General features: G+C 64.4%; 24 protein-coding genes. 13 read left to right on the top strand and 11 right to left on the bottom strand.

What is annotated here, in order from left to right:
- The first annotated feature begins 179 nt into the window (after positions 1–179).
- Complete coding sequence (locus tag BLR35_RS02915) at positions 180–1,646, top strand: MATE family efflux transporter (RefSeq protein WP_090379613.1); 1,467 nt, start codon at positions 180–182, stop codon at positions 1,644–1,646.
- Positions 1,647–1,718: 72 nt separating this feature from the next.
- The gene (locus BLR35_RS02910) at positions 1,719–2,171 is read left to right on the top strand and encodes a hypothetical protein (protein WP_090377112.1); all 453 of its coding nucleotides are present in this window, start codon (positions 1,719–1,721) and stop codon (positions 2,169–2,171) included.
- A 3-nt stretch (positions 2,172–2,174) separates the two neighbouring features.
- Here the strand turns inward: BLR35_RS02910 and BLR35_RS02905 are convergent, their stop codons facing one another.
- On the bottom strand, positions 2,175–3,683 hold the full coding sequence (locus tag BLR35_RS02905; RefSeq protein WP_090377109.1) for a flippase: 1,509 nt from the start codon (positions 3,681–3,683) through the stop codon (positions 2,175–2,177).
- An 86-nt stretch (positions 3,684–3,769) separates the two neighbouring features.
- Positions 3,770–4,162 (bottom strand): FxLYD domain-containing protein, encoded by a 393-nt coding sequence (locus BLR35_RS02900; RefSeq protein ID WP_090377106.1) that lies wholly within the window; start codon positions 4,160–4,162, stop codon positions 3,770–3,772.
- A gap of 97 nt (positions 4,163–4,259) precedes the next feature.
- Here BLR35_RS02900 and surE point away from each other — a divergent pair, with 97 nt between their 5' ends.
- Positions 4,260–5,114, top strand: a complete 855-nt coding sequence (gene surE / locus BLR35_RS02895) for a 5'/3'-nucleotidase SurE (RefSeq protein WP_090377101.1) — start codon at positions 4,260–4,262, stop codon at positions 5,112–5,114.
- 51 nt (positions 5,115–5,165) lie between these two features.
- Positions 5,166–5,894, top strand: a complete 729-nt coding sequence (locus BLR35_RS02890; protein WP_090377099.1) for a DUF2103 domain-containing protein — start codon at positions 5,166–5,168, stop codon at positions 5,892–5,894.
- A 68-nt stretch (positions 5,895–5,962) separates the two neighbouring features.
- Here the strand turns inward: BLR35_RS02890 and BLR35_RS02885 are convergent, their stop codons facing one another.
- Positions 5,963–9,394, bottom strand: a complete 3,432-nt coding sequence (locus BLR35_RS02885) for a COG1361 family protein (RefSeq protein ID WP_090377097.1) — start codon at positions 9,392–9,394, stop codon at positions 5,963–5,965.
- A 248-nt stretch (positions 9,395–9,642) separates the two neighbouring features.
- Here BLR35_RS02885 and BLR35_RS02880 point away from each other — a divergent pair, with 248 nt between their 5' ends.
- The 5 genes from BLR35_RS02880 (at position 9,643) to BLR35_RS02860 (ending at position 11,300) form a co-directional block, all read left to right on the top strand.
- Positions 9,643–9,843 (top strand): hypothetical protein, encoded by a 201-nt coding sequence (locus BLR35_RS02880; RefSeq protein WP_090377094.1) that lies wholly within the window; start codon positions 9,643–9,645, stop codon positions 9,841–9,843.
- Between the two features lie 52 nt (positions 9,844–9,895).
- The gene (locus tag BLR35_RS02875) at positions 9,896–10,162 is read left to right on the top strand and encodes an eL43 family ribosomal protein (protein WP_090377090.1); all 267 of its coding nucleotides are present in this window, start codon (positions 9,896–9,898) and stop codon (positions 10,160–10,162) included.
- A gap of 22 nt (positions 10,163–10,184) precedes the next feature.
- A complete protein-coding gene (locus BLR35_RS02870) occupies positions 10,185–10,319 on the top strand; it encodes a DNA-directed RNA polymerase subunit P (protein WP_005581305.1) in 135 nt (44 codons plus the stop codon).
- Between the two features lies 1 nt (position 10,320).
- On the top strand, positions 10,321–10,590 hold the full coding sequence (locus tag BLR35_RS02865; RefSeq protein ID WP_090377086.1) for a KEOPS complex subunit Pcc1: 270 nt from the start codon (positions 10,321–10,323) through the stop codon (positions 10,588–10,590).
- An 83-nt stretch (positions 10,591–10,673) separates the two neighbouring features.
- On the top strand, positions 10,674–11,300 hold the full coding sequence (locus BLR35_RS02860) for a hypothetical protein (protein ID WP_090377083.1): 627 nt from the start codon (positions 10,674–10,676) through the stop codon (positions 11,298–11,300).
- On the opposite strand, the gene BLR35_RS02855 is transcribed toward BLR35_RS02860, so the two are convergent.
- Positions 11,297–12,115, bottom strand: coding sequence for a DUF2797 domain-containing protein (locus BLR35_RS02855; RefSeq protein ID WP_170830983.1), 819 nt, complete (start codon positions 12,113–12,115; stop codon positions 11,297–11,299). The genes BLR35_RS02860 and BLR35_RS02855 overlap by 4 nt on opposite strands.
- A gap of 173 nt (positions 12,116–12,288) precedes the next feature.
- Here BLR35_RS02855 and BLR35_RS02850 point away from each other — a divergent pair, with 173 nt between their 5' ends.
- Positions 12,289–12,858 carry a cupin domain-containing protein gene (locus tag BLR35_RS02850; RefSeq protein ID WP_090377076.1) on the top strand — a complete coding sequence of 190 codons (570 nt, stop codon included), beginning with the start codon at positions 12,289–12,291 and terminating at the stop codon, positions 12,856–12,858.
- A 207-nt stretch (positions 12,859–13,065) separates the two neighbouring features.
- The gene (locus tag BLR35_RS02845; RefSeq protein WP_090377073.1) at positions 13,066–13,416 is read left to right on the top strand and encodes a BsuPI-related putative proteinase inhibitor; all 351 of its coding nucleotides are present in this window, start codon (positions 13,066–13,068) and stop codon (positions 13,414–13,416) included.
- Between the two features lie 22 nt (positions 13,417–13,438).
- Here BLR35_RS02845 and BLR35_RS02840 read toward each other — a convergent pair whose 3' ends face one another.
- The 3 genes from BLR35_RS02840 to BLR35_RS02830 form a co-directional block, all read right to left on the bottom strand.
- Positions 13,439–14,035 (bottom strand): DUF7524 family protein, encoded by a 597-nt coding sequence (locus BLR35_RS02840; protein WP_090377069.1) that lies wholly within the window; start codon positions 14,033–14,035, stop codon positions 13,439–13,441.
- A 12-nt stretch (positions 14,036–14,047) separates the two neighbouring features.
- Positions 14,048–14,245, bottom strand: coding sequence for a methytransferase partner Trm112 (locus BLR35_RS02835; RefSeq protein ID WP_090377066.1), 198 nt, complete (start codon positions 14,243–14,245; stop codon positions 14,048–14,050).
- Positions 14,246–14,338: 93 nt separating this feature from the next.
- On the bottom strand, positions 14,339–15,718 hold the full coding sequence (locus BLR35_RS02830) for an adenylosuccinate synthase (protein WP_090377063.1): 1,380 nt from the start codon (positions 15,716–15,718) through the stop codon (positions 14,339–14,341).
- Positions 15,719–16,019: 301 nt separating this feature from the next.
- Between BLR35_RS02830 and BLR35_RS02825 the strand changes: the two genes are divergently transcribed.
- Positions 16,020–16,325 (top strand): hypothetical protein, encoded by a 306-nt coding sequence (locus tag BLR35_RS02825; RefSeq protein WP_090377059.1) that lies wholly within the window; start codon positions 16,020–16,022, stop codon positions 16,323–16,325.
- 150 nt (positions 16,326–16,475) lie between these two features.
- On the opposite strand, the gene BLR35_RS02820 is transcribed toward BLR35_RS02825, so the two are convergent.
- The 4 genes from BLR35_RS02820 to BLR35_RS02805 form a co-directional block, all read right to left on the bottom strand.
- Complete coding sequence (locus BLR35_RS02820) at positions 16,476–18,839, bottom strand: DUF7527 domain-containing protein (protein ID WP_090377054.1); 2,364 nt, start codon at positions 18,837–18,839, stop codon at positions 16,476–16,478.
- A 37-nt stretch (positions 18,840–18,876) separates the two neighbouring features.
- Positions 18,877–19,155: a UPF0058 family protein gene (locus BLR35_RS02815; protein WP_090377051.1), complete on the bottom strand. Its 279-nt coding sequence runs from the start codon at positions 19,153–19,155 to the stop codon at positions 18,877–18,879.
- Positions 19,156–19,377: 222 nt separating this feature from the next.
- A complete protein-coding gene (locus BLR35_RS02810; protein WP_090377048.1) occupies positions 19,378–20,535 on the bottom strand; it encodes an ABC transporter ATP-binding protein in 1,158 nt (385 codons plus the stop codon).
- A 169-nt stretch (positions 20,536–20,704) separates the two neighbouring features.
- Positions 20,705–21,175 carry a DUF5793 family protein gene (locus tag BLR35_RS02805; RefSeq protein WP_090377045.1) on the bottom strand — a complete coding sequence of 157 codons (471 nt, stop codon included), beginning with the start codon at positions 21,173–21,175 and terminating at the stop codon, positions 20,705–20,707.
- Between the two features lie 161 nt (positions 21,176–21,336).
- Between BLR35_RS02805 and BLR35_RS02800 the strand changes: the two genes are divergently transcribed.
- Complete coding sequence (locus BLR35_RS02800; protein WP_090379610.1) at positions 21,337–22,041, top strand: class I SAM-dependent methyltransferase; 705 nt, start codon at positions 21,337–21,339, stop codon at positions 22,039–22,041.
- Positions 22,042–22,077 lie beyond the last annotated feature (36 nt).

Here is a 22,077-nt window from a genome sequence, read left to right as displayed (position 1 = left end):
GCCCCATACATCAATGTTTCCAGTAGCCCGCGTCGCCGTCCTCTTTCCAGTAGTCGGCGGTCGTCGCCCGCTCGAAGGCGGCAACTCGGTACGGGAGGCGAGCCCTTTTCACGCGTCCGGGCGACCGAGCAACTGAACTACACGTGGGAGAGTCGGAGACTGAACGGAAACGCGTCGACATGACTACGGGGGCGATCCCCCCGAAGCTCCTGCACCTGGCCTGGCCGCTGGTCCTCGGGAATCTACTGCAGACGTTCTACAACCTGGCGGACATGTTCTGGGTCGGCCGGGTGAGTAGCGACGCCGTCGCCGCCGTCTCGCTGATGTTCCCGCTCTCGTGGATGTTCGTCTCGACGGCAATGGGGATCACCGCCGCGACGATCGCACTGGTCTCCCAGTACGTCGGCGCGAACGACGACCGGATGGCAGACAGGGTCGTCGCCCAGACGATCCTGTTGACGCTCACGATCTCCTCGGTGCTCGCCGCAGTCGGGCTCTACTTCCGGCGGCCGCTGCTGTGGCTGATCGGCGCTCGCGACCAGGTGTTCGTCGAGGCGCTGGCCTACATCGAGGTTATCTTCCTCGCACTGCCGCTTACCTTCCTCTTCTTCGCCTTCCGTGCCTCGCTGCAGGGCGCCGGCGACACGAAGACGGCGATGTGGCTCGTCTTCATCTCCGCGGGGATCAACGTCGTCATCGATCCGTTCTTCATCCTCGGCTGGGGGCCGTTCCCCGAGATGGGGACCCAGGGAGCGGCCGTCGCGACGTTCATCTCGAGAGGGATCGCCGCCGTCGCAGGCGTCTATATCCTGCTCGACGGTCGGTTCGGGGTACGGCTTCGGCCACAGGACCTGACGCCGAACCTCGAGATCCAGCGCAAGTTGATCGACGTCGGCTATCCGTCGACGATCGACGGCTGGGCCCGGAGTTTCGCGTCGGTCGCGATGGCCGGCTTCGTCGCCCGCTTCGGCGCGGCACCGACGGCGGCCTACGGGATCGGCGTCCGGTACATGTCGGTGACGTGGGCGGTCGCGGGTGCCGTCGGCAACGCGACGGCGACCGGCGTCGGCCAGAACCTCGGCGCGAAGACGCCCGACCGCGCCGCTACAGTTACGCGAACGGCGACTGCGGGGACCATGCTCGCCATCTTCGGCGTCGCAGCCTTGCTGTTTGCCTTCCCCGGACAGGCGATGGCAGTCTTCGTCTCCGATCCCGCTGTGATCGCCGAGGGCGTCGTCTTCCTTCGGATCATGGGACCGTTCTGGGCGCTGTTCGCCGGCGTCATGGTCATTCAGGGAGCGTTCCGCGGGGCCGGCAACACCCGCGAAGCGATGGTGCTTTCGTTCCTCTCGCGGTGGATCTTCCGCGTTCCCGTCGCGCTCGCGCTCGGGTTTACCGCCGTGACGATCCCGTGGATCGGCGTGACGGTTCCGACAGTGCCGGGGATCGACCTCGGAATCGAGGGTATCTGGTGGGCCTACTCCTTCGGCATGGTCGCCTCGTTCGTCGTCGCAGTCGCGTGGTTCCGACTCGGAACCTGGCGCGAGGGCGTCATCGACGAAGACGCCGACGAACCGCTCGGCGAGGAGTCGACACAGCGTCCTGACGTCCACGCCGACGGCGAACGGGAGACGGTCGACGACTGACGGAACTCGAGCGAACCGGCCGCGGACGAATCACAGGAAAACCTATACGTTCGTCGTAGCTACTGCGTGTGTATGTCCCCGTATACGCGCCGACGAGCCCTCGCACTGAGCGTCCCGCTGGCACTCGGCGGCTGTCTGGGTCGGGAATCGGCGGTCGATACCCGGATAGAGGGCCACATCCCCGTCGCCAACTACGACGACGAGAGCCACGTCGTCCACGCGACGATCGTCGGCGGCGACGAGTCGGTCTACGAGCGGGCGCTCGAGGTGCCAGCAGCCGACGGTGAAGGGGAGAACGAAAACCCAGGCGAGGCGGTCTTCGAAGAGATCCCGACCGAACCGGGCGAGTACGTCCTCCACGCGCGACGAAGCGACCAGTCTGAAGAGCAACAACGGACGCTCGACCTCCGGGAGTACGACTTCGAGTGCGTCGAGGTGATGGTCCGGATCGGAGAGCCCTTCCGGGAAGACCTCGAGTCGACCCTGAGCATCTGGCGGTCGTTCGACTGTTCCGGCGACGAATAAGAGTTACCTGACCGGCAGCCACTTCTCGAGTCGCGGGCTGAACTCCCCGAGCATGCGGGCGTCTTCCTCGGTGAACGCGTCGGTCACCAGCAACGCGAGCAGGTAGACGCCGATCACGACGACGGGAAGCGCGATCACGACGGCGATGTCGGTCTCGATCAGGGAGACGACCGGAACGCCAGCGATTGTCGCAGGGACACCTGCAGCGACGATCTTTGCGAAATCTCGAGTGAAGGGGTGGATGCCGTCGAGATAGTAGATTTCGACGAGCGTGAGCGTGCCCACGAGGAAGAGGGCGGTCGCGGAGCCGATCGCTGCACCCTCGATGCCGAAGATCGGGACGAGTGCCATCGAGAGCAGGAAGTTCGCGCCGAAGAGAACCAGCGTGTTGGCGAAGACCATCCGCGAGTAGCCAAGCCCCTGGAGCAGGGAGCCGTCGGGACCACCGAAGGTGACGTTGAAGAGGAACGCGCCGGCGAGCAACACGACAACGGCGCTGGCCTCGGCGTACTGTGGCGTGTACAGCACCGAGAGGTACGAACTCGAGCCAAGCGAGAGGACGATCGCGACCGGGAGCGTAATGGCAGCGATCCAGCGGGCCATGGTCCGGAACCGGGACTGGACCAGTTGGATGTCGTCTCGTTTCTCGGCGATCAGCGGCTTGAACACCGGCGACAGCGAGTTGAAGATGATCATCAGTCCGGAGCCGAGCATGTAGCCGACCCGGTAGATGCCGACGTCGTCGGACGAGAGGAAGAAACCGAGCACGAAGTAGTCGACGTGACCCATTAACACGAAGACGACGCTAGTCATCGCCAGCGGGACGGAGTAAGTCACGAGCGGCCGTGCCGGAACGAGTTCGACGTCGACCGTCAGCAGGTCCCAGGCCTTGTACGTGAAGACGATCGCACCGACCGTGATCGCGACGGCGAGGCCGACGACGTAGCCGATAATGAGCCCGAGCAGGCCGTAACCGACCAGCAGGAGGCCAGCCGTGACGGTAAAGCGAACGATCGGGCGCACGAGGTCGCGCATGATGACCCGGTACTGCAGCTTCTTGATGCTGTAATAGGAGGTGAGCAAGACGTTGTAGATCGCCAGCATCGGGATTGTGACGGACAGAAAGAGGAGCGCGATCTGCATCGCCGGCTCCTGGAAGAACTCGCTGACCGTGGTCGCACTCATCGCTAACGCGAACGCCACCAGCGACGAGGTCACGAGGACGGTCGCCGTCACCTGGACGATCACGCCCTTCGCCTTCCCGCGTTCGTCCGCGTCCAGGTACTGGGGGACGAAGTAGTCGATCGCAAGCGGCAACCCGAGGTTCGCGAACACCTGCATGAAGAGTATGACCGAAGTCGCGAGGACGAACAGTCCGTAGACCGAGGGGCTGACGAACCGCGTCATCAGCATGACGATGGCAAAGCCCAGCGCCCCGTTGATCACGTTCCCGACGAACGTGATACTCCCCTGCTTTGCCAGCGTCGAGACGCCTTCGTCGTGGTCGGTCATCTGCCCTCGTGTGGTCACCCGATCGATCGTTCCGTCGGTCGCTCGATTCGCCGCCCGACGTCGCCGACAGCCAGCGACGACAGTCCTCAGACGCCGGTCGCCGGCTCGAGTTCGTACCGTTCGACGTCGGCAGCCCGTTCGCCGAAGTGGGGAAACTCCACCTCGAAGGCCCACTCCTCGCCGGAGGTCACGTCTTCGTCGACGTTCTCGATGACGCTCTCGAGTTCATCGCTCTCGGCGTCGAAAAACGTCGCCCGAACTTCGATGTAGCTCAGCGTCCGATCGCCGACGTTCCGCACGACGCCCCAGACGGCGACCCGCTCGTCCTCGGTCCCCGGATTATCCCGGACGAGGTCGTCCCAGACGATTTCGACGTCGCCGGGTTCGGTGATCTCCTCGTCCTCGTCGAGATACTCGAGACAGCCGGCCCCCGGAATCAGCGCGGCAGGGACGAGCGAGAGGAGCGCACGGCGGTGCATCTATCACGTGTTCGGGTCGGCGAGTCTTGAGCGTTCGGGACGGCCTCACCGTCGGCGGACGGACACGCATATCTCCCCCGAATCCGAAGGAGGGGACATGAATCGAGCGCCGGAGATCGTGCTGACGAACGACGACGGAATCGACGCGCCGGGTATCCGAGCGCTGTACGACGCACTCTCGGCGGTCGGGTCGGTTACCGTCGTCGCTCCCAACCGGAACCGGAGTGCGGTCGGACGTGCCCTCTCCTACGGCCGGACGAGCACGGACGATACGACGATAGACGAACTGACGGTGGACTTCTCGGAAGAGGCGTTCACCAGCCCGGTTCCCCACACCGACCACGAACTCGGCTATGCAGTCGACGGCACGCCCTGTGACTGTGCCATCGTCGGCGTCAACGCCATAGAGCCCGAACCCGACGTACTCGTTTCGGGCTGTAATGCGGGGGCGAACCTCGGCGCGTACGTCCTCTCGCGCTCGGGAACCGTCAGCGCCGCGATGGAGGCGGCCTTCCTCGACGTCCCCTCGATCGCCGTCTCGATGGACACGCTCGGCTACGAGGGCGAAGGCGACGATATCTCACCAGCGGACTTCGAGCGAGCGGCGGAGATCACCGCCTCGATCGTCGAAGGCGCTCCCGAAACCGGCCTCTTCGACCGGATCGACTACCTCAACGTCAACGTTCCCCGTCCCGACCGACCGATCGAGAGCGTCGAAATAACCCGGCCGACGGAAGTCTACGAGATGGACGCCACCATGGAAGACGGCCAGTTCCGGCTGACCAACCGCCTCTGGCAGCAGATGGCCAACCGCGACATTCCGGACCCGCCGGATACGGACCGCCACGCACTCCTCGAGGACAGACTCTCGATCTCGCCGCTCGTGGCTCCCTACGAGGTCGTCGACACCGACCCGGTCCGGAACGTCATCGAGGAGATCGTCTCCGCCTGATCCCCGCGAGCAAAACGCGTCCATTTTACACGCGCGGACGAAACCGCGAGTATGGAGTGTCGCCACTGTGCGTCGCCGCTCGAGAAACCCGGCGACTTCTGTCTCGTCTGCCGGGAGGCCAACACGGAGGCCGTCGTTCTCGAGGCGGGCCGCGAGCGGGCGACACTGACGATGCTCGGCGACGAGGACCGACAGGAACCGATCCTCGGGCAGACGACGATCACGACGACGCCCGAGGACGGCGAGAACGAGCCTATCGAACTCCGGAACTTCGCGGGACTGATCGGGGACGAGATCCGGCGCAAACGACCGGACGAGGTCTACGCAGGCGGTAAACGGATCGTGATCCGTGCGGTCCGCGAGGACGTCCACCATCCGTTCTATCGCGTCGACGACGACGATCCAGTCCAGGCCGTCCGCGACCGGCGCGGAAACCGCGCCCTGGAAGTCGTCGAAACGCCGCCGGCCGAGAAAATCGGCGGCAGCCACTCGACGCTGATCGGCGGCCGAACCGGGATGCGTGCCATCCAGACCGTCGCCGGCCACCCACACGTCAAGAAAGTCATTCCCGGCCCCATCGACGCCGGCGGCAAGGGCTCCCAGTCGGGCCTGCGGGCGAAAGTCACCCGTGCCGACGACGGTGGCAACGTTCGCATGCTCATTCGTAACGGCTCGAGCGTTCAGGAGAACCGCATCGTGACGACCGCTCGAGACCGCGAAATGGGCGAGCGGATTCGGGAGGATCTGAACGACGTGCTCGAGGAGGCCGAGTTCCAGTAGTACCGGGCTCGAGCAACCGGCAGTTCCCGGGGTGGGCGGACGACTCGCGCCGAGGGTTTCGCTACCGGCTACCCGTCACCCGTCGTTTCGTCTTCGTTTTCGTCTCCGGTTCCGTTTCCGCCTTCGTCGCCTTCTCCCGCTGGAACGTCTTCGTCCCCGGCGTCGGCCGGCGGTTCGTCCGCCGCTTCGTCGGCAGGGTCGTCCGGTGGGTCCGGCGGTTGCTCGTCGGCCGTCTCCTCGGGTGGATCGTCCGTCTCCGTCTCCTCTTCTACCACTGCATCGTCCTCTTCTACCGGATCCTCCGGCAGGTCGAGCTCTTCCACTGTCACCTGCACCGAGTCGGCGTCGTCGTCTGTACTCACCGTCGCGGACCGGTCGCCCGCGTCCGCCGGCGTCGCAGGGTACGACAGCACGACGGTCTCGGCGGTGCCTCCCTCGAGCGACAACCACGTCGCGTCGACGGTCCCTCGTCCCTCGAGGGTCAACTCGACGAGCCGTTCTCCGGGATCGTCGCCGACGTTTTCGATCTCGGCGGTCACCTCGATCGGATCGCCGACCTCGACGACGTCCGGCGCCTGAAGGATCGTCACCTCGAAGAACGCGGGTTCGGCGGGCGCGTACTCCTCGGCCGGCTCCGTCTCGGCCCGGAGCACCTCGTCGTAGAGGTAGTCCTCGAGGTCGACCTCCCAGACGAGCCGTTCGTCGGCCGATTCGGGCGTCCACTCGACGGTGAACGAGTCCGTGCCGGGCTCGAGGACGGCCGGTTCGTCGGGAGTCGTCCCCGAGACGAACTCGCCGCCGGCAAGCGGGAGGTCGTTGGGGTTCTCGTAACCGAAGGTGACGGCGTGGGTTCCGTACTCCCCGTCGCCGGCGACGAGGGCGACCTCCTCGAGCGCGATCGTCGGTCGCTCGGGCCGGCGCTCGTCGACGCAGTCCTCGGGGTTGCTCTCGCCGATCTCGTCCGGACTGGTCCAGTTGACGGCGACGAGGTGGATCGTCGAGCCGAACCCCTCGTCGGGTAGCTCGACGACGATTTCGTCGTCTGTTTCCGCGACGACCGTGGTCTCCAGCACGTTGGCGACCTGGAACCGAACCGTCCCCGAGAACGGCGCCTCGAGTTCGTCGCCGAACGCGACGGAGAAGTGGGCGTTGCCCGGTCCCGCGGAGTCGACGAACAGCGTCTCGACGGTCAGGTCGTCACCCTCTTCGAACGCGCCCGAGACCTCGGCCGTCGTACAGTCGAGGAAATCGAACTCGACCTCCTCGTCGTCTCCCGTGCCACGGACCGTTACCGTCCGTTCGTCTGCAGCAGCCGCGCTCTCGACTCGGACCGGGAACTCCTGATCGCTCTCGACGACCGCCGTCTCGAAGCCGAGTTCGATCGTCTCGCGTTCGTCGGGCTCGAGCCGAACGACGGCGCTGTCCTCGACCGTCGGATCGTGGCCGACGACGAGTTCGAACTCCTGCTCGACGGCAGTCTCGCCTTCGTTCTCGACCTCGGCGATCACCTCGAGAAACTCCCCTGCGTCGACCGGATCGTTCGTCTCCGTGATCGTCACTGCGACGTCGAGGTCGTCGGTGCCGATCACCTCGACGTCTCGAACGTCGGCGTCGGTCTCTCCTTTCACTCGCGCGGGGAACGTCTGCGTGTGCCGGACGAGTGCCGTCTCGAACTCGAGGGCGACCGTCTCGCTCTCGTCGGGGCCGAGGGTCGCGGCGGCGGAGTCGACCCGCTGGGGGTCGTGACCGACGACGAGGTCGACGTCCTGACTCGCCTCGGCGTCGCCGACGTTCTCGAGTTCGGCGATCACCTCGAGAACGTCGGCAGTGACGACGGGATCGTTCGTCTCGAGGATCGACACCAGAACCGGTGGCTCGTCGACGTAGACGAAGATCGGGACCTCGTCGGCGTCCCCCTTCGTCTCGACGCGCACCGGGAACTCCTGGTCGCGCTCGACGACCGCCGTCTCGTAGCCCATCGTCACCGTCTCGGTCTCGCCCGGCTCGAGCGTCAGCCCTCTCGTCTCGACTACGTCGGGATCGTGGCCGACCACGAGCTGTATCTCCCGCGAGAACGCCGAATCGTGGGGGTTCTCCACTTCGGCCGTCACCTCGAGGAACTCGCCGGTCCGGACCGGCGAATTCGTCTCGAGAATCGTCACGTCCGGCCCGACGTCTTCAGTGCCGATCACCGTCACCGTCCACTCGTCCGCGCTCTCCTCGGTCTCGACGCGGACGGGGAACGTCTGGGTGCGCCGTACCTCGGCCGTCTCGAACTCGAGATCGAACGACTCGGTCTCGTCGGGACCGACGGTCACCGACTGACTGTCGACCAGTTCCGGATCGTGGCCGACGATCAGCTCCACGTCCCGGGTCACCTCGTCGTCGGTCGGGTTCTCGAGTTCGGCGCTCACCTCGAGGACCTCCCCGGCGTCGACGGGGTCGTTCGTTCCCGTGATCGCCACCTGCGGCTCCGCGTCAGGAGCGTCGCCGATCTCGTCGATCACCCACGGGCTCTCCGAGGTGACGGTCCCGTTCTCGCCGACCACCCAGACGACGATCGGACAGCCATGACAGTACCGCTCGAGGTCGAGCGTCGCCGTATCGTCGGCCCCGTTCACCGACGTGATCTCGAGGACGACGTCAGCGTGCCCGAGCCACCAGACGACGCGGTCGAGCGCGCCGTCGGGATGGGCGACGTCCAGTTCCAGTTCGATCGACTCGTTCTCGGTTACCTCGAGCGGTTCTTCTTCCGGCCGAACGGCCTCGATCGTCGGTGCCGCGACGCCGCCTTCCGTCACGTCGACGGTCCACGTCGCCCGACTGCGATCGTCGTCGCCGACGGCTGCCGTGACCGCTCGAGTGCCCGTCTCCTCGAGCGTTGTCTGCCAGAAGTCGGCTCCCTGGTGGTCGTAGTAGGCGCTGTACCAGGGACCCATCGACTGCCCCGCATGCTCGCCGTCGACGAACCACTGCGTTCGGCCGTCGTACTCCCCGACGCCTTCGACCTCGAACAGCAGCGACGTGTCGGGCTGGACCGAGAGTTCCCGATCCGGTCTGGTCCGGTCGGGATCCAGTTCCCCGACGGCGAGTATCTCGACGACACGCTCGTCGACGCTTCCGTTCGCCTCGACCCGCACGGTTGCCTCGCCGTCCGACTCCATCGGGTACGTTCGAAAACTGATGTACTCGAGCGTCTCGGTCTCCCCGGCCTCGACGGGCGTCTCGACCGTCCACCGGTGTTCGCCGTCGTACTCGAGGTGGACCTCCGGTCTCGCCGGTTCGTCGCCCCTGTTTTCGATCTCGATCGGTACTTCGAGCAACGATCCTCCGCGGACCGGTGCGTTCGTCTCGAGAATTCGAACCGCGATTTCGCTTCCGTCCTGCGAGGCCAGGACGCCGCGGACCCGTCTCGAGAGTTCGTGCTCGATCGCTTCCACGCTTCCCGAAAGCCCCGCCACCAGACTCCCCCCAGCGGCGAGATAGCTCCGGCGCCGCATGGTGGACGTACCGGGAGACGAACCTTAATATCGTGTTACCTATTACCACGACTTTCGTTTGTTTCCACCAGACGTTTTCGATAACGAATGGCTGGCGGACGGCGACGATTCCGTCGATCGGCCGAGAGCCGTCGGCGTCCACGAACTCCGAGCGGTCGCCGCCGATGGATATCACGACCTCGTGGAAGAGACACTCTCTGCTGGTTGTCCGCTCCTTTTCCGCCAAACGCTAATTAGATGTAATTACAATGCTCGAGCGACCGGATGTCGTTCTGGCCGCGATTCCGTTGCTCGCCGTGAGTGGACTCGTACTTCGGTCACTGATCGCGACGACCGGCGTCGCGACGGGGTTGCTCGCTGCACCGCTCGCCCCGGCGGGCTACCTCGCCGCGCTCGCGCTCGTCTTCAGGGAGTTGCTCGTCGGCCCGGTCGCAAAGCGGGCCTCATAGAGCGGCGCGACTCAACAGGTTTAATAATCCGCTGGGGATAGCTATCCCTACTATGTCCGAAAAAGGAACCGTCGGTAGCGCGGGCCGCTTCGGTGCACGCTACGGCCGCGTCGCTCGACGTCGCGTCAGCGAGATCGAAGACGACATGCAGAACGCTCAGGTCGACGGTGACGACGTCACCCGCGTCGGCACCGGTATCTGGAAGAACGAGGAGACCGGCGAGGTCTTCACCGGCGGTGCCTACCGCCCCGAGACCCCCGCCGGCCGTACCGTAAAGCGCTCGATCCGCGCCGCACTGACCGAAGACGACGACGAATAACCGTCTCTCCACCTCTATACGCATGAGCTACAAGTGCTCTCGCTGCAAACGCGACGTCCAGCTCGACGAGTACGGTGGCGTCCGCTGTCCGTACTGCGGACACCGCGTACTCCTGAAAGAACGCAGCCGCGACGTCAAGGAAGTCGACGTCAGATAGCGTGTCTTCTCACGACGCGACCGCCGAGTTCGAGTACGACTCGACCGCCCGTGCGCGTCTCGTCGCCGAAAGCATCGCCCGTGAGATCGGCGAGATCGACGACGACCGATCCCGAACCACACTCGACCGAACGGGATCGACCGTCCGACTCGAGATCGACGCGGACGACCCCGTGGCGTTGCGTGCAGCGCTCAACACCTGGTTTTCGCTGGTCGACGTCGCCGAGCGGACGGCGGACGTCGGTGACGCCGTAGTCGGTGAGAGCCGCTGATTCGGCAGCGACCTCGAGTCTCCCCTGGATACACAGGCCGAACGCTTCAGTCGAATCCCCGCCAATCGAGGAGACCGGCGACGATGGCACGAGAACTGACCAGACGGCAGGCAATCGCAGGAATCGGAACGACGGTCGCGCTTTCGGGGACGGCGACGACCGTCAGCGGGGAGACGACGGACGCAGTCGTCGAGACGGGGTTCGAGACCGAGTACCCGAAGTGCGTGTACAAGATGTCCGAAGGTGAGTGGAACGTCTCGATGCCGATCAACGTACACGTCCGCGTTCCCGGTGACACCCTCGCGCTCGCAGCCGTCGAGGACGAGTTCACCGGCCTGTCGGACCTCGAGTGGACCCGACTCCTGCCGGACTCGCCCACCAGGGCGTGGGACGAACGCGACGAGAAACTGATCGCGCCCTCGCTTTCGTTCCGTCGACCTCGACTGGGCGACGAGTGGCCCCACGTCCACGTCTGGGAGGTCGACGCGGATCGAGTCGCCCTCCACGCCCACCTCGACGTCCTCGATTTCGGTTCCTCCCATCTCCACCGGGGTGACTACTATCGCGAGGCGGTCGAGCGCGTCGACGACCAGTTTACTGCCGACGGGTGGGAACGCGACGACTCCCACGACATCGAGTACGGCGTCGACCCGGAGCGACTCGAGGGGTGGGGAGAGACCGGCGATCTAAAACTCGAGTATTCCGGTTAAAAGGAGCCGAGCGACGACTGGAGGCTGCGATTCGTCTCCCCGTCCTCCGCGAGTTCGTAGCCGACCAGGTCGCGCATGTCGACGGCGTAGGTCGTCCCGCCGTTCTCGAGGACGAGCAGCCGTCCCTTGACGCCGACGACGGTCCCGCTCGCGATCGTTTCCTGGACTGGCTGGGCCTCGAGGTCGATTCCGTAGTCGAAGACGTATCGCTCGCGGACGCCGCGCTCGAGGTCCTCGGCGGCGGGATCGAACTCGAACGCGACGTCGGCGTCGGCCACGAACCCCTCGAGGTCCGCGAGCGTCCGCTCCCAGGCGTCCTCGTCGACCTCGGTCGCGAGCGCGGCGACTTTCGGTCCGGTTCGGACTCGGTCGACGAGGTCACGGGCGATCGCGGCCTCGATCTCGCGGGCGATCCGGCCGTCCGAGACGGTATAGAGGTGGACGGCGCGGTCGGCACCCTGCTCGCGGAGTCGGGTCTCGAGTCGCCACTCGCGGGTGACGCCGACCTTGAACGTGTCGGGGGCGAAGGCTGCGATATAGACTGCGTGGGGTTCGTAGCAGTCCATTTCGTCTTTCAGGCACGTGCCCGTACAGCGAGCGCAGACCCACGTGCTCGTGTGGTACTCGCAGTAGGGCGTTCCGGATCGATCGCAGGCGACGTGCTCGCCGTCGGCGATCGTGCCCGCACAGCGACGAGTCCCCAGGGCGTACGAGAGGGTATCGCCTGGCTCGAGGTCGCGTCGCTCGACGGACTCGCCGTCGCCGAGCAACAGCGCCGAACCCCGACCACTCGGTTCGTAGCCGACCAGTTGCACGCGTTCGGGTTCGGGCGCGTTTTTCATATACCGTTCGCTAAGGAATAGCTCTGGCAATTTGTGGTCAGTAGTTGCAACGGGACCAACGAGTGCAGAAATACCAGCAGATACCTATCTCTTCCCGGTTCTCATAGCTTCTTTCGCGGGTAATCGATACGACCGCGAGTGATACCATGACTGGCAACAGCGAGCCAATCGACGGTGTGTTACGTAGAACAGTACTGAAAACCGGCGCTGGCGCAGCGGGAGCACTCGCACTGAGCGGGTGTGCGGCCGCCGAGGATCACGACGAAGAGGACGACTACGACGGCGAGAACGACGAAGGGGTCGAGGTCGACGAACCTGATGGCTTCGAGGTCGAAATCCTGCAGGAGCACGCGTCCTTCACCGACGGCGTGGGCGCGACGTTCGAGGTAACCTACGACGACGCCGACGAACCGATCGTCGTCGACCTCGAGGACGCCTCGACCGTCATCCTCGCCGAGGCGACGTGGGAGGAGGGCGCGGAGTCCGGGTGGCATCGCCACCCCGGGATGTCCATCGTCCGCATGGTCGAGGGAGAAATCGAGCACACGATGGAGGACGACTGCGTCCCACGGACGTACTCGGCGGGCGACGCGTGGATCGACCCCGGCCACGTCCACAAGGCGGACAGCGAAGGCGGCGCGTTCGCACACGTCACCTTCCTCGGGATCCCCGACGGAGAACCAGCGACGGAGTGGGTCGAGCCGGTCGAGTGCTAATAACCCAACTCCCTCTCGAACGATACCGAGCTCTCGACCGGATGCCGGCGGGAAAACAACGCTCTCTCGAGCATCGCGAAAGCTCCGGTTTCGCTCGCCGGCAGGGGCTTTCGTAGCGTACACGTCGACGAGATACGCACCGAATATTCCGGACAGACTCGAGGGAGTCCGGAAAAAAGCTATCCGAGAGACCGTCGAAAGCCCGCTATGGCACTCGAAGGCACGCTCGAGGCGGACGTATCGACGAGTGGAATAGACGACGCCGTGACGTTCGAGTTTACGGTCACGAACACCGGCTCGAGTGCCGCGGAACTGCAGTTCCCGGACGCGGCCAAGGCCGAGTTCGTCGTCGAGGACGAGGGCCGTGAGGTGTGGCGGTTCTCGGACGGTCGGATGTTCGCCCAGGTGGTCAGCTCCGAGCGACTCGCACCGGACGAGTCGGCGACCTACGAGGCCGAGTGGTCCGACCCGCAGTCCGGCGAGTTCACCGTGGTCGCGGAGCTACGGGCACGGGAGACGACGTGTGAGGCCCGGACGTCGATCACCGTCCCGGAGTGACCGCTGGGACGACTCGAGCCGACTACTGAATCAGGAGAAGACCGGCGACGACGACGCCGACGGCCACCGCGACGAGTCCGACCAGCGCGGCTGGGCTGGCGATTGTCGCCGCAGTCATCGTCGCGATAGCGACCGCAACCAGTCCGAGCGCGGCGACGGCGAGGGTTCCGGGGTCGATCCGGGTTACCGACGAGAGTCGCTCGAGGGCCGTCGGTTCGGACTCGTCTCGCGACGGCTTCGCGAGCGACTCGTCGACGTCGATCCTGGCCGAACCGGGTGTGACGGTGACGTCGACCGTCACCGACTCCGACCCGTAGCCGGTCAGTATCTCGAGTTGTCCCTCGACGAGGTCTTCGACGCCGTCGGGTTCGATCTCGACCGGGACCGACGTGACGTCGCCCGGCCCGACGTAGTAGTTCGGGTGATCGATCGATGCGATACGACTGAGGTCACCGTCGAGCCGGCAGTGAACGTGTGCCGGCGTCTCGTGGCCCTGGAGCGTCAGCGTGAACGACCGACTGACCTCGAGTTCGAGTTCGTCACCGGTGGGTGTGGACTCGAGTTCCAGGGTGTCGCTTTCCCCGCGGTTGACGTGGACGGTAACCTCGTTCGACAGCACGGTGAATCGGGATTACGCAGGCGTTTCTTCGCGCATGTCCGGTGGCAGCAGGTTCGGAATGCCGTCGTCGACCGGATACCGCTCGCCACACTCCGCGCAGACGAGCGTCCCGTCGACGACCTCGTCGCCGTCAGCGTACTCTGCGTCCTCGAGTTCGAGTTCGTGTTTGTCCAGCGGACAGCGGAGGATCTCCAGCAACGACTCCTTCATATTACGTAGGCTGACCGCATCCAGCAAAAGGCTTCGGGAATATTCGCCCCGCCTCCGGCAGACCCAGAGACGGCGGAATCGGTCCAGTCAGACCTACTCGTAGGGGTCTTCGACGACGACGGTCTCCTCGCGGCCGGGACCGACGCCGACCGCGTAGATCGGTACGTCGAGTTCGTCGCTGACGTACTCGAGGTAGGTTCGGGCGTTTTCGGGGATCGCGTCGTATCCTTCCTCGGCGACTTCTTCCCAGTCGACCTCGGGCCAGCCATCGAAGCGCTTCAGCGTCGCCTCACAGCGGGCCCACTGTTCGGTCGTCGCGGGCATCGTGTACAGTTCCTCGCCGTCGAGTTCGTAGGTGTGGCCGACCTTCACCTCGTCGAGTCCGGCAAGGACGTCGACGTGGTTGATCGCGAGACCCGTGAAGCCGTTCGTCCGGGCGGAGTGACGGAGCATCGGCATGTCGAGCCACCCGACACGGCGCGGACGACCGGTGACGGTGCCGTACTCGCCGCCCTCGTCGCGGATGTAGGTCGCGAGTTCCTCGTTGGGTCCCTCGGTGTCCTCGTCGTAGCCCGGCGTGTCGCCGGCGACGCCGCCGAGTTCGGTCGGCAGCGGACCGCTTCCGACGCGGGTCAGGTAGGCCTTGACGATGCCGATGACCTCGCCGTTGCCGATCACCGTCGGGCTGATCCCCGCGCCAGTCGCGGCGCCGCCCGCGGTCGGGTTCGAGGAGGTCACGTACGGATAGTTCCCGTAGTCGATGTCGATGATCGTCCCCTGTGCGCCCTCGAGCATGACGTTCTGCCCGTCGTCCATCGCCTCGGCGAGGAACGCGCCGGCGTTGACGGTCATGTTCTCTTCCTCGAGGCGTTCGCCGATGTCGCGGAACTCCTCGAAGAGCGCGTCGACGTCGAACGCGTCGGGATCCTCGAGTTCGTGGATATCGACGTCGTAGACGTCCTCGACGAGCGCGCGTTTCTGTGGAACGACGTACTCGAGTCGCTCTCGAAGCACGTCGGGGTCGAGCAGGTCGCCGACGCGGACGCCGCGGCGACCGGCCTTGTCCTCGTAGGTCGGGCCGATGCCGCGGCCGGTCGTGCCGACCTCCTGGTCGGATTCGCTCTTGACGTCTTCCTCGATGCCGTCGAGAACGCGGTGGAACGGGAGGATGACGTGTGCTCGTTCGGCGATGCGGACGTCCGGGTCGAGCCCCTTCTCCCGGAGCGTGTTGATCTCGTCGAACAGCGTTCTCGGGTTTACGACGCAGCCGTTCCCGAGAACGCCGACTTTCCCCCGGACCGCACCCGAGGGAACCAGAGAGAGTTTGTACTTCGTACCATCGTAAACGACAGTGTGTCCAGCGTTGTCGCCGCCCTGATAGCGGACGACGACGTCGGCAGCGTCGCCGTAAAGGTCGACGACGCCACCCTTGCCTTCGTCGCCGAGTTGCGACCCGACGATTGTGACGGTCATAACAGCGGCGGATTCTTGCCGGGCCGATAAACAGATTTCGGTATTGACGGCTACCGATAGTTCTCGGTGGATACCACAGGAGACGCTTTCGCGCGACATCGACCGATAACCGCCGGACGGCCGTCGGCCGATACTGTAATAGCATCGGCGCCCCCACGATCAGGTAGGTAGTCGACCGTTCGGGCTAGGGGCTGCAACCCGAAGCGTTAACTACACTCAAGAACTACCCTCGAGTTGAGAGTGGTCGTCCCGTTTTTCGAGAGTAACCTTTAAAGGGGACAAAGACAAGTTAACAAATGCCATGATAGACCGACTTGAGAAGGAAGTCGATATGCTGGAACGACATCTGCAGGTCCTGAAGATGGTTATCGAGAACGAGCCGATCGGAATCGTCAAGATGTCGAACGAGACCGGCTACCCCCACCACAAGGTCCGCTACTCCCTCCGCGTCCTCGAGGAAGAAAACCTCATCGAGCCTTCCAGCCAGGGCGCGATCAAGACCGAGCGCACCGCCGAGTTCGTCGACGAACTCGACGGCAAACTCGACGACATCATGAACAAACTCGACGGGATGAAGATCGAAGACGTCCCCGAAGTCGAGAACTAAACTGCGACAGACGTTCGATCGCCGGCGAGTTTCGTCCGGAGCGGCTGCGATAGACTACTTGTTTTCTCCGTCAATTCGACTCTCCACGACGAACACCCGACTCGAACCGGGAGTTCGTTCGACGCCGACGAAAACTGAACGACGACCCGACTACAGTTCGGGGACGTTCATGTGGAACCCTTCCGACCGGGATTCGACGAGACAGAGGTGGTACCCCTCCTTGCGCGAGAGGTTGACGTAGCTCATCTTCGAGCCACGGTTGAGGAAACCGCTATTCGTCGCCTTCTCCGTGACCTCGAGTGCGCCAGGTTCGAAGTAACTCGAGGTCACCGCGAACGCGGCCCCGAGATCGGGGTAATTAGCCTTGACCGCGGAGGTCTTCTCCTCGAGATCGGTGAGTTCTTCTTCGGTTATCGGGTCCCGCGAGTCGTTCAGCGTCGCAAGCACGAGCGGGTTGCCGCGCTTGTCGAACGCGACGACGTCGAACGTGACCGACTCGGGGACGTCCTCGGTATCGTCGTCGGCGAGCGAGATCGTCGCGTCCAGTTCGGCGCGGTCGATCCGTGGAATCGCATCGTAGAGGTCGGCGAGCCCGTTTGCGTTGCCGGTATCGCGGACCTCGTACAGCGCCCGCTCGGTGAGCCACTCGACGAACTGGTAGGCCATCGTCGAGGTGAGGAACGTCTCGTAGGGCTTGCCGTCGACTGCAACTTCGTTCGCGTCGAACTCCGTATGATGCTCGAGTTGCAGGTTCGTCGCGACGTCACTGCGACCGGCGTCGCCCGCGTGGGCCGTCTCGAGAGTCGGTTTGCTCTTCGATTCGTATCGGACGAAAAGGTTCGTCCCGGAGAGCGCCTGTGTGGGCTGCATCGGCGTTCCAGACGGTTCGACGGCGGACTCCTGGCGTTCACCGCCTCCCTGCCGTTCGCTCTCGAGTTCCTCGATACGTGACTGTAGCCGATCGATCTTCGACGATAGCTCGTGGTTTTCCTCACGAAGCTGATCGCGTTCCGACGCCAGTTCGTTGGCTTTCGTCTCCAGCGCGTCGCGTTTCTCCTCGAGACGTTCGACGCGTTCGGCGAGTTGCTGTGTCTGGGCCTGCGTCTGGGACGACGATCCCGACTGGCCGGCGTTCGCACTCGAACTCGAGGTCTGCGTGGTGTTGCTCGTCGTATCTCGAGCACCGGTTTCGGGCTGTGACGTCTGCCGGTCCGGGGTTCTACTGCCCGTTCCGGAACTGGCACCGGCGTCACCGCTCGTTCGATCGGTGGTGCTCGAACGCGTTTGTCGGGACGACGACTCCGACTTCGCGTTCGAATTCGAACTCGAGGTCTTCTCCGGATCGATCGAGGGAATGCTACGGGTCTCTCGCCACTGCTCTTCTTCTTCGAACCGTTCGTCGACGGGTTCGTCCGGCTCGTCGTCCTCGGTCGACCAGGTGATGTCGCTTTCGTCTAGCTGTTCGGCGGCTGCCTCGACCTCGGCAGGGTCCGGCCCCGAGGAAAGCGACGTCGACTGCTGTTCGGGACTCGAGGCATCGATGCCAGTCCCCGATTCGGGAGTAGACGCCGCGTCGCTGCCGGCACTCGCTGGCTCGGAACTCGAGTCGTCGTCCTCGAGGTCGACGTCCGTGGCCGTCGTGGTCGGTCCGTCGTCCATGCCGGGGCTTCCGGTATCGGTCGCTGGTGCCGATCCCTCGTCCTCGACATCGGGCGTCACAGCCGACCCGTCGGTGGCCTCAACGCTGTCCGCCTCGGTCTCGCCGACCGAGTGTTCGTCGAAGCTCTCGAACTCGGTTTCTTCGCCGACGCTGCCAGGGCCAGCCTCGGAGACGTTGATCGGATCGATGGACGAGTCGTCCAGTTCCGTACCCGACGCGACGTTGGATTCCGGTGCGTCGTCCGGGCTGGCGCTTGCAGTCGTCCCAGTCGGTCCGGTAGACGAGTCGTCGCTACTGACGGGTGGATCTGCCCCCTCTCCTGGAACGTCGACGACCTCGAGGTCGACATTCGTGACGGTGTAGATCCCGACTTCGTCGACGGCGCGTTCGTACGCCTCGTCGCCGGTGATCAGCCGCTTGGAGTTGCCGATGTAGGCCGCGGCCATCCGACGACCGCCGTAGTAGACGAGGTAGTAGTCGCCGCTGAGAACGTTCTCGCTCAGTTCGACGTAGCCGGTAAACGACCCTTGCTTGAGGGTCCTGTCGACCTCCTCGATCGACGTCTCGTTCGTGTAGTATTTGGCGCGCGTTTCGCCATCGTGTTCCTCCATCGAGCAGAGCAACGGTACCGACGGGTGAGGTGCCTGGTAGAGCGTCCCGGACGCGCTCTGGAAGTCCTCGATTTCGCCGTCGATGGCACCGATGATGCGACCGTTGAGCAGAAAGAGACAGGTTCCGTTCGCCGTGACGGCCCCCGAGAATCCGTCGTCAGCGAGATCGGAAAGACCGTCGTAACCCCCGCTGAACGGGCGGGAATCCCACTGCTCGACGCGCTCTTGCGTGCGTGGGTCCATAATTTAACAAGCAGTAACCCAACCAAATAGGTTACGCCTAGATTTTCGACTCGGCGTCCTCTGCAAGTTCTTTCATTCGCTTGCCAATTCGACCCGCGCTCGAGAACTCGTCTTCGCTCATTCCCTTCGCGAGGGCGTTACCGAGGACGAAAACGGCGTGTTTGTGTTCGCTCTTGGATTTGTGGACGTGCGACGGGTCGACGTCGAGCTGGTGGTACGGGTCGAACAGCTCCTCGTTGACCTCGTCGCGTTCGGAAAAGTACTCCATGATGACGACGAGTTCTTCGTGAAGCTCGAGAAGTTCGTCTTTGTGCATATCGGGTCGTACGAACGGTTTCGGCTTAAGGATTGTGTGGACAACAGTCGCAAAACAACCGAAAATAACCCGGAGATACCGTCAGGTAGTCGGAGTTTGCCGTTCCGTATTACAGCAAAATCGAGTGAGGGCGCGGCCATCATACGGACTGCTGTAAGTCATCGACAGCGCAATCGCGAATCGCCTTGCGATTGCGCCGGTAAATCGTTCCAGGGGACCGTATCAGTCGTCCGCGACGGTAACGTCGCGGTGGCGCTGGCCCGCGGGGAACCAGGCCAGTTCGTGGTCGGCGGTGACCCGGACGGCGACGCGCTCGTCGAGGTCGATCCGATCGGAGTGGTTGTGCATGCACTCGATGGTTTCGCCGGAGTCGAGTTCCACCCGGTAGAGAACCGTCGGGCCGAGATAGCGACGGTAGACGACCCGACCGTTCGTCTCCGAACCGTCGGCCGAGAACGCAGTGACGTCGTCCGGCCGGACGAGCAGATCGATGCCTGTCCCGTCGTACTGCTGGGCGAGGCCGTTGACGTCGTCACGGAGAACGCGGCCGAGTGCGGTCTCGACGCTGTCGCCCTGGACCGTTCCGGAAAGAAAGCTGGCGTGGCCCAGAAAGCCCGCGACGAACCGTGATTTCGGCTGCTGGAAGACTTGCTCGGGGGCGTCGATCTGTTCGATGTCGCCGTCGTTCATCACGGCAACGCGATCGGAGATCGAGAGCGCCTCCTCCTGATCGTGTGTGACCGAGATGGCGGTGACGCCGGCTTCCTTGATGATTCGGCGGACCTCCTCGCGCATCTCGACCCGAAGGTCGACGTCGAGGTTCGAGAACGGTTCGTCGAGCAACAGCATCTCGGGTTCGGGCGCGAGCGACCGGGCGAGCGCGACCCGCTGTTGCTGACCGCCGGAGAGTTCCTCCGGATAGTCGTCGCCGTGATCCCCGAGACCGACGAGTTCGAGCAGATCCGTGACGCGAGCGTCGCGTTCCTCCTCGCCCCAGTTTTGCAGGCCGAAAGCGACGTTCTCGCGTGCGGTGAGATGCGGGAAAAGCGCAAACTCCTGGAAGACGACCCCGACGCCGCGTTCCTCCGGCGGGACGAACCGTCCGTTGCCGGCCACGGAGTTGTCCTCGAGTTGGATGTGGCCGGCGTCGGGGCGCTCGAGGCCGGCGATCAGCCGGAGCGTCGTCGTCTTGCCACAGCCCGACGGACCAAGCAGCGTCAGGATCTCGCCGTCGCGAACCGACAGCGACAGGTCCGAGATGACTTCCTCGGAACCGTACCGTTTCGCGACAGCGTCCAGTTTCAGGACGGCCTCGTCGGTCGTCCCCGATACCTCCGTCGGTTCGTCGGCTGCCGTCGTGAGTAATTGTCCGTTCGCCATTGTCGACTCCGGCGTCTGCCAGCGTACATTTGGTTTAGGGACGCCTAAAACACTTATAGTTGGCGGTCCGTTCCAGCCCACCGGGAACTAGTGGCGGTCCAGGCCCGGTGTACTGAGAGAACCCCGACCTGCGGGTCGGTTCACCCCATCGGTCGGCGTCGGGAACGGTCTAGAGTTCGACGCCGCTTGGAATCAGGCTGTGCTGGCGGAGCAGACTCCCCTCGTCGTCGTAGACCAGGAACGTTCGCTTGTCGTAGGAGACGAACGGCTCGTCCTCGAGGACGATTTCGACTTCGTATCGCCCCTCGTCGTCGGTGGCTTCCTCGCCGTAGCCACGGGCCGCACGGATGAACCGCAGGACGTCCTCGGCGTCCTCGTTGAGTTCGAGGATGAATTCGCCGGTGACGCGGTTGGTTACGCTCACCACGCCCGCGGCGTCGGTCCCGAGTGGCTCCTGAAGCCTGAGGGCGACGTCGGTCTCGCCCGCTTCCAGAACGTCCCCGTCGGGACCGGTAAGGCGCTCGCGAAGCGTCGTCGCTGGGCCGGTAAAATCGATCGATACAGTGGGCTTTTTGGGTTCGTCGTCGCTTTCGACCCAGTCGACGTTCGTAACCTCTAGCGTGAAGTGCTCGCGCCTCATTCCGTACCTGTCGATTGGCGTTCCCTCCGTATCAACGTAACGCACGAATAGTCGGTGAAATGAACTGTTTTCCGCGCGAAGGCATCGGGGTCGACGATCGATTCACGGCTGGTCGATATGGTACGAACGATTTTTGCGCCCACGACGAAGAGTCTCCACCGATGGGCGACGACCAGGCGGACGAAGACGCTCGAGAGGAGACAGCAGATCGCGGTCGACCGGACCGAACGACCGTCCGCGACACCTACGATCGGATCGCCGCTCACTTCGCATCCACTCGCGAGTACGCCTGGCCCGAAGTCGAAACCTTCGTCGACGACGTGGCCGACGGGAGCCACACGGTCGGTCTCGACCTCGGCTGTGGAAACTGCCGACACGCCGAACTACTCGCCGATGCCGGTCTCGAGACCGTCGTCGGCGTAGACGTCAGTCGCGGACTGCTCGAGACGGGACGCGAACGCGCCCGGGACCGATCGTTCGCGGTCGAACTCTGTCAGGGCGATGCAGCGACGCTGCCGCTCGCCGACGACAGCGTCGACCTCGCGGTCTACGTCGCGACGCTGCATCACCTCCCGTCCGCTGGCGCACGTCGCGCGAGCCTCGACGAACTCGCACGCGTCCTCGCTCCCGACGGACGTGGCCTCGTCAGCGCGTGGTCGACCGCCCACGACCGGTTCGAGGACGCAGACGAGGGGTTCGACACCACGGTCGAGTGGACCCTGCCCGGCGGCGAACCCGTAGACCGGTTCTATCACATCTACGCGCCCGACGAGTTCGAACGCGACCTTGAGGCAAGTGATCTCGAGTTGCTAGAGTGGGAACTCTCGAGCGGAAACTGTTACGCGAGGGTTGCGGGCTCGCGGTGAGACTGTGGTACCCCACCCCGAAGTCGGGGAAAAGAG

Source organism: Natronobacterium texcoconense (genome assembly GCF_900104065.1).
Taxonomy (GTDB): Archaea; Halobacteriota; Halobacteria; order Halobacteriales; family Natrialbaceae; genus Natronobacterium; species Natronobacterium texcoconense.
This window is presented reverse-complemented; position numbering and strand designations above follow the sequence as displayed.

What these genes read in the sequence shown, in the direction of transcription:
- BLR35_RS02910 (WP_090377112.1), top strand. Translation starts at nt 1,719, where the DNA reads ATGTCCCCGTATACGCGCCGACGAGCCCTCGCACTGAGCGTCCCGCTG.
- BLR35_RS02845 (WP_090377073.1), top strand. Translation starts at nt 13,066, where the DNA reads ATGGCACTCGAAGGCACGCTCGAGGCGGACGTATCGACGAGTGGAATA.
- BLR35_RS02885 (WP_090377097.1), bottom strand. Translation starts at nt 9,394, where the DNA reads ATGCGGCGCCGGAGCTATCTCGCCGCTGGGGGGAGTCTGGTGGCGGGG.
- BLR35_RS02905 (WP_090377109.1), bottom strand. Translation starts at nt 3,683, where the DNA reads ATGACCGACCACGACGAAGGCGTCTCGACGCTGGCAAAGCAGGGGAGT.
- BLR35_RS02915 (WP_090379613.1), top strand. Translation starts at nt 180, where the DNA reads ATGACTACGGGGGCGATCCCCCCGAAGCTCCTGCACCTGGCCTGGCCG.
- BLR35_RS02815 (WP_090377051.1), bottom strand. Translation starts at nt 19,155, where the DNA reads ATGCACAAAGACGAACTTCTCGAGCTTCACGAAGAACTCGTCGTCATC.
- BLR35_RS02805 (WP_090377045.1), bottom strand. Translation starts at nt 21,175, where the DNA reads ATGAGGCGCGAGCACTTCACGCTAGAGGTTACGAACGTCGACTGGGTC.
- BLR35_RS02800 (WP_090379610.1), top strand. Translation starts at nt 21,337, where the DNA reads ATGGGCGACGACCAGGCGGACGAAGACGCTCGAGAGGAGACAGCAGAT.
- BLR35_RS02850 (WP_090377076.1), top strand. Translation starts at nt 12,289, where the DNA reads ATGACTGGCAACAGCGAGCCAATCGACGGTGTGTTACGTAGAACAGTA.
- BLR35_RS02860 (WP_090377083.1), top strand. Translation starts at nt 10,674, where the DNA reads ATGGCACGAGAACTGACCAGACGGCAGGCAATCGCAGGAATCGGAACG.
- BLR35_RS02820 (WP_090377054.1), bottom strand. Translation starts at nt 18,839, where the DNA reads ATGGACCCACGCACGCAAGAGCGCGTCGAGCAGTGGGATTCCCGCCCG.
- BLR35_RS02890 (WP_090377099.1), top strand. Translation starts at nt 5,166, where the DNA reads ATGGAGTGTCGCCACTGTGCGTCGCCGCTCGAGAAACCCGGCGACTTC.
- BLR35_RS02875 (WP_090377090.1), top strand. Translation starts at nt 9,896, where the DNA reads ATGTCCGAAAAAGGAACCGTCGGTAGCGCGGGCCGCTTCGGTGCACGC.
- surE (WP_090377101.1), top strand. Translation starts at nt 4,260, where the DNA reads ATGAATCGAGCGCCGGAGATCGTGCTGACGAACGACGACGGAATCGAC.
- BLR35_RS02880 (WP_090377094.1), top strand. Translation starts at nt 9,643, where the DNA reads ATGCTCGAGCGACCGGATGTCGTTCTGGCCGCGATTCCGTTGCTCGCC.
- BLR35_RS02810 (WP_090377048.1), bottom strand. Translation starts at nt 20,535, where the DNA reads ATGGCGAACGGACAATTACTCACGACGGCAGCCGACGAACCGACGGAG.
- BLR35_RS02900 (WP_090377106.1), bottom strand. Translation starts at nt 4,162, where the DNA reads ATGCACCGCCGTGCGCTCCTCTCGCTCGTCCCTGCCGCGCTGATTCCG.
- BLR35_RS02825 (WP_090377059.1), top strand. Translation starts at nt 16,020, where the DNA reads ATGATAGACCGACTTGAGAAGGAAGTCGATATGCTGGAACGACATCTG.
- BLR35_RS02835 (WP_090377066.1), bottom strand. Translation starts at nt 14,245, where the DNA reads ATGAAGGAGTCGTTGCTGGAGATCCTCCGCTGTCCGCTGGACAAACAC.
- BLR35_RS02830 (WP_090377063.1), bottom strand. Translation starts at nt 15,718, where the DNA reads ATGACCGTCACAATCGTCGGGTCGCAACTCGGCGACGAAGGCAAGGGT.
- BLR35_RS02870 (WP_005581305.1), top strand. Translation starts at nt 10,185, where the DNA reads ATGAGCTACAAGTGCTCTCGCTGCAAACGCGACGTCCAGCTCGACGAG.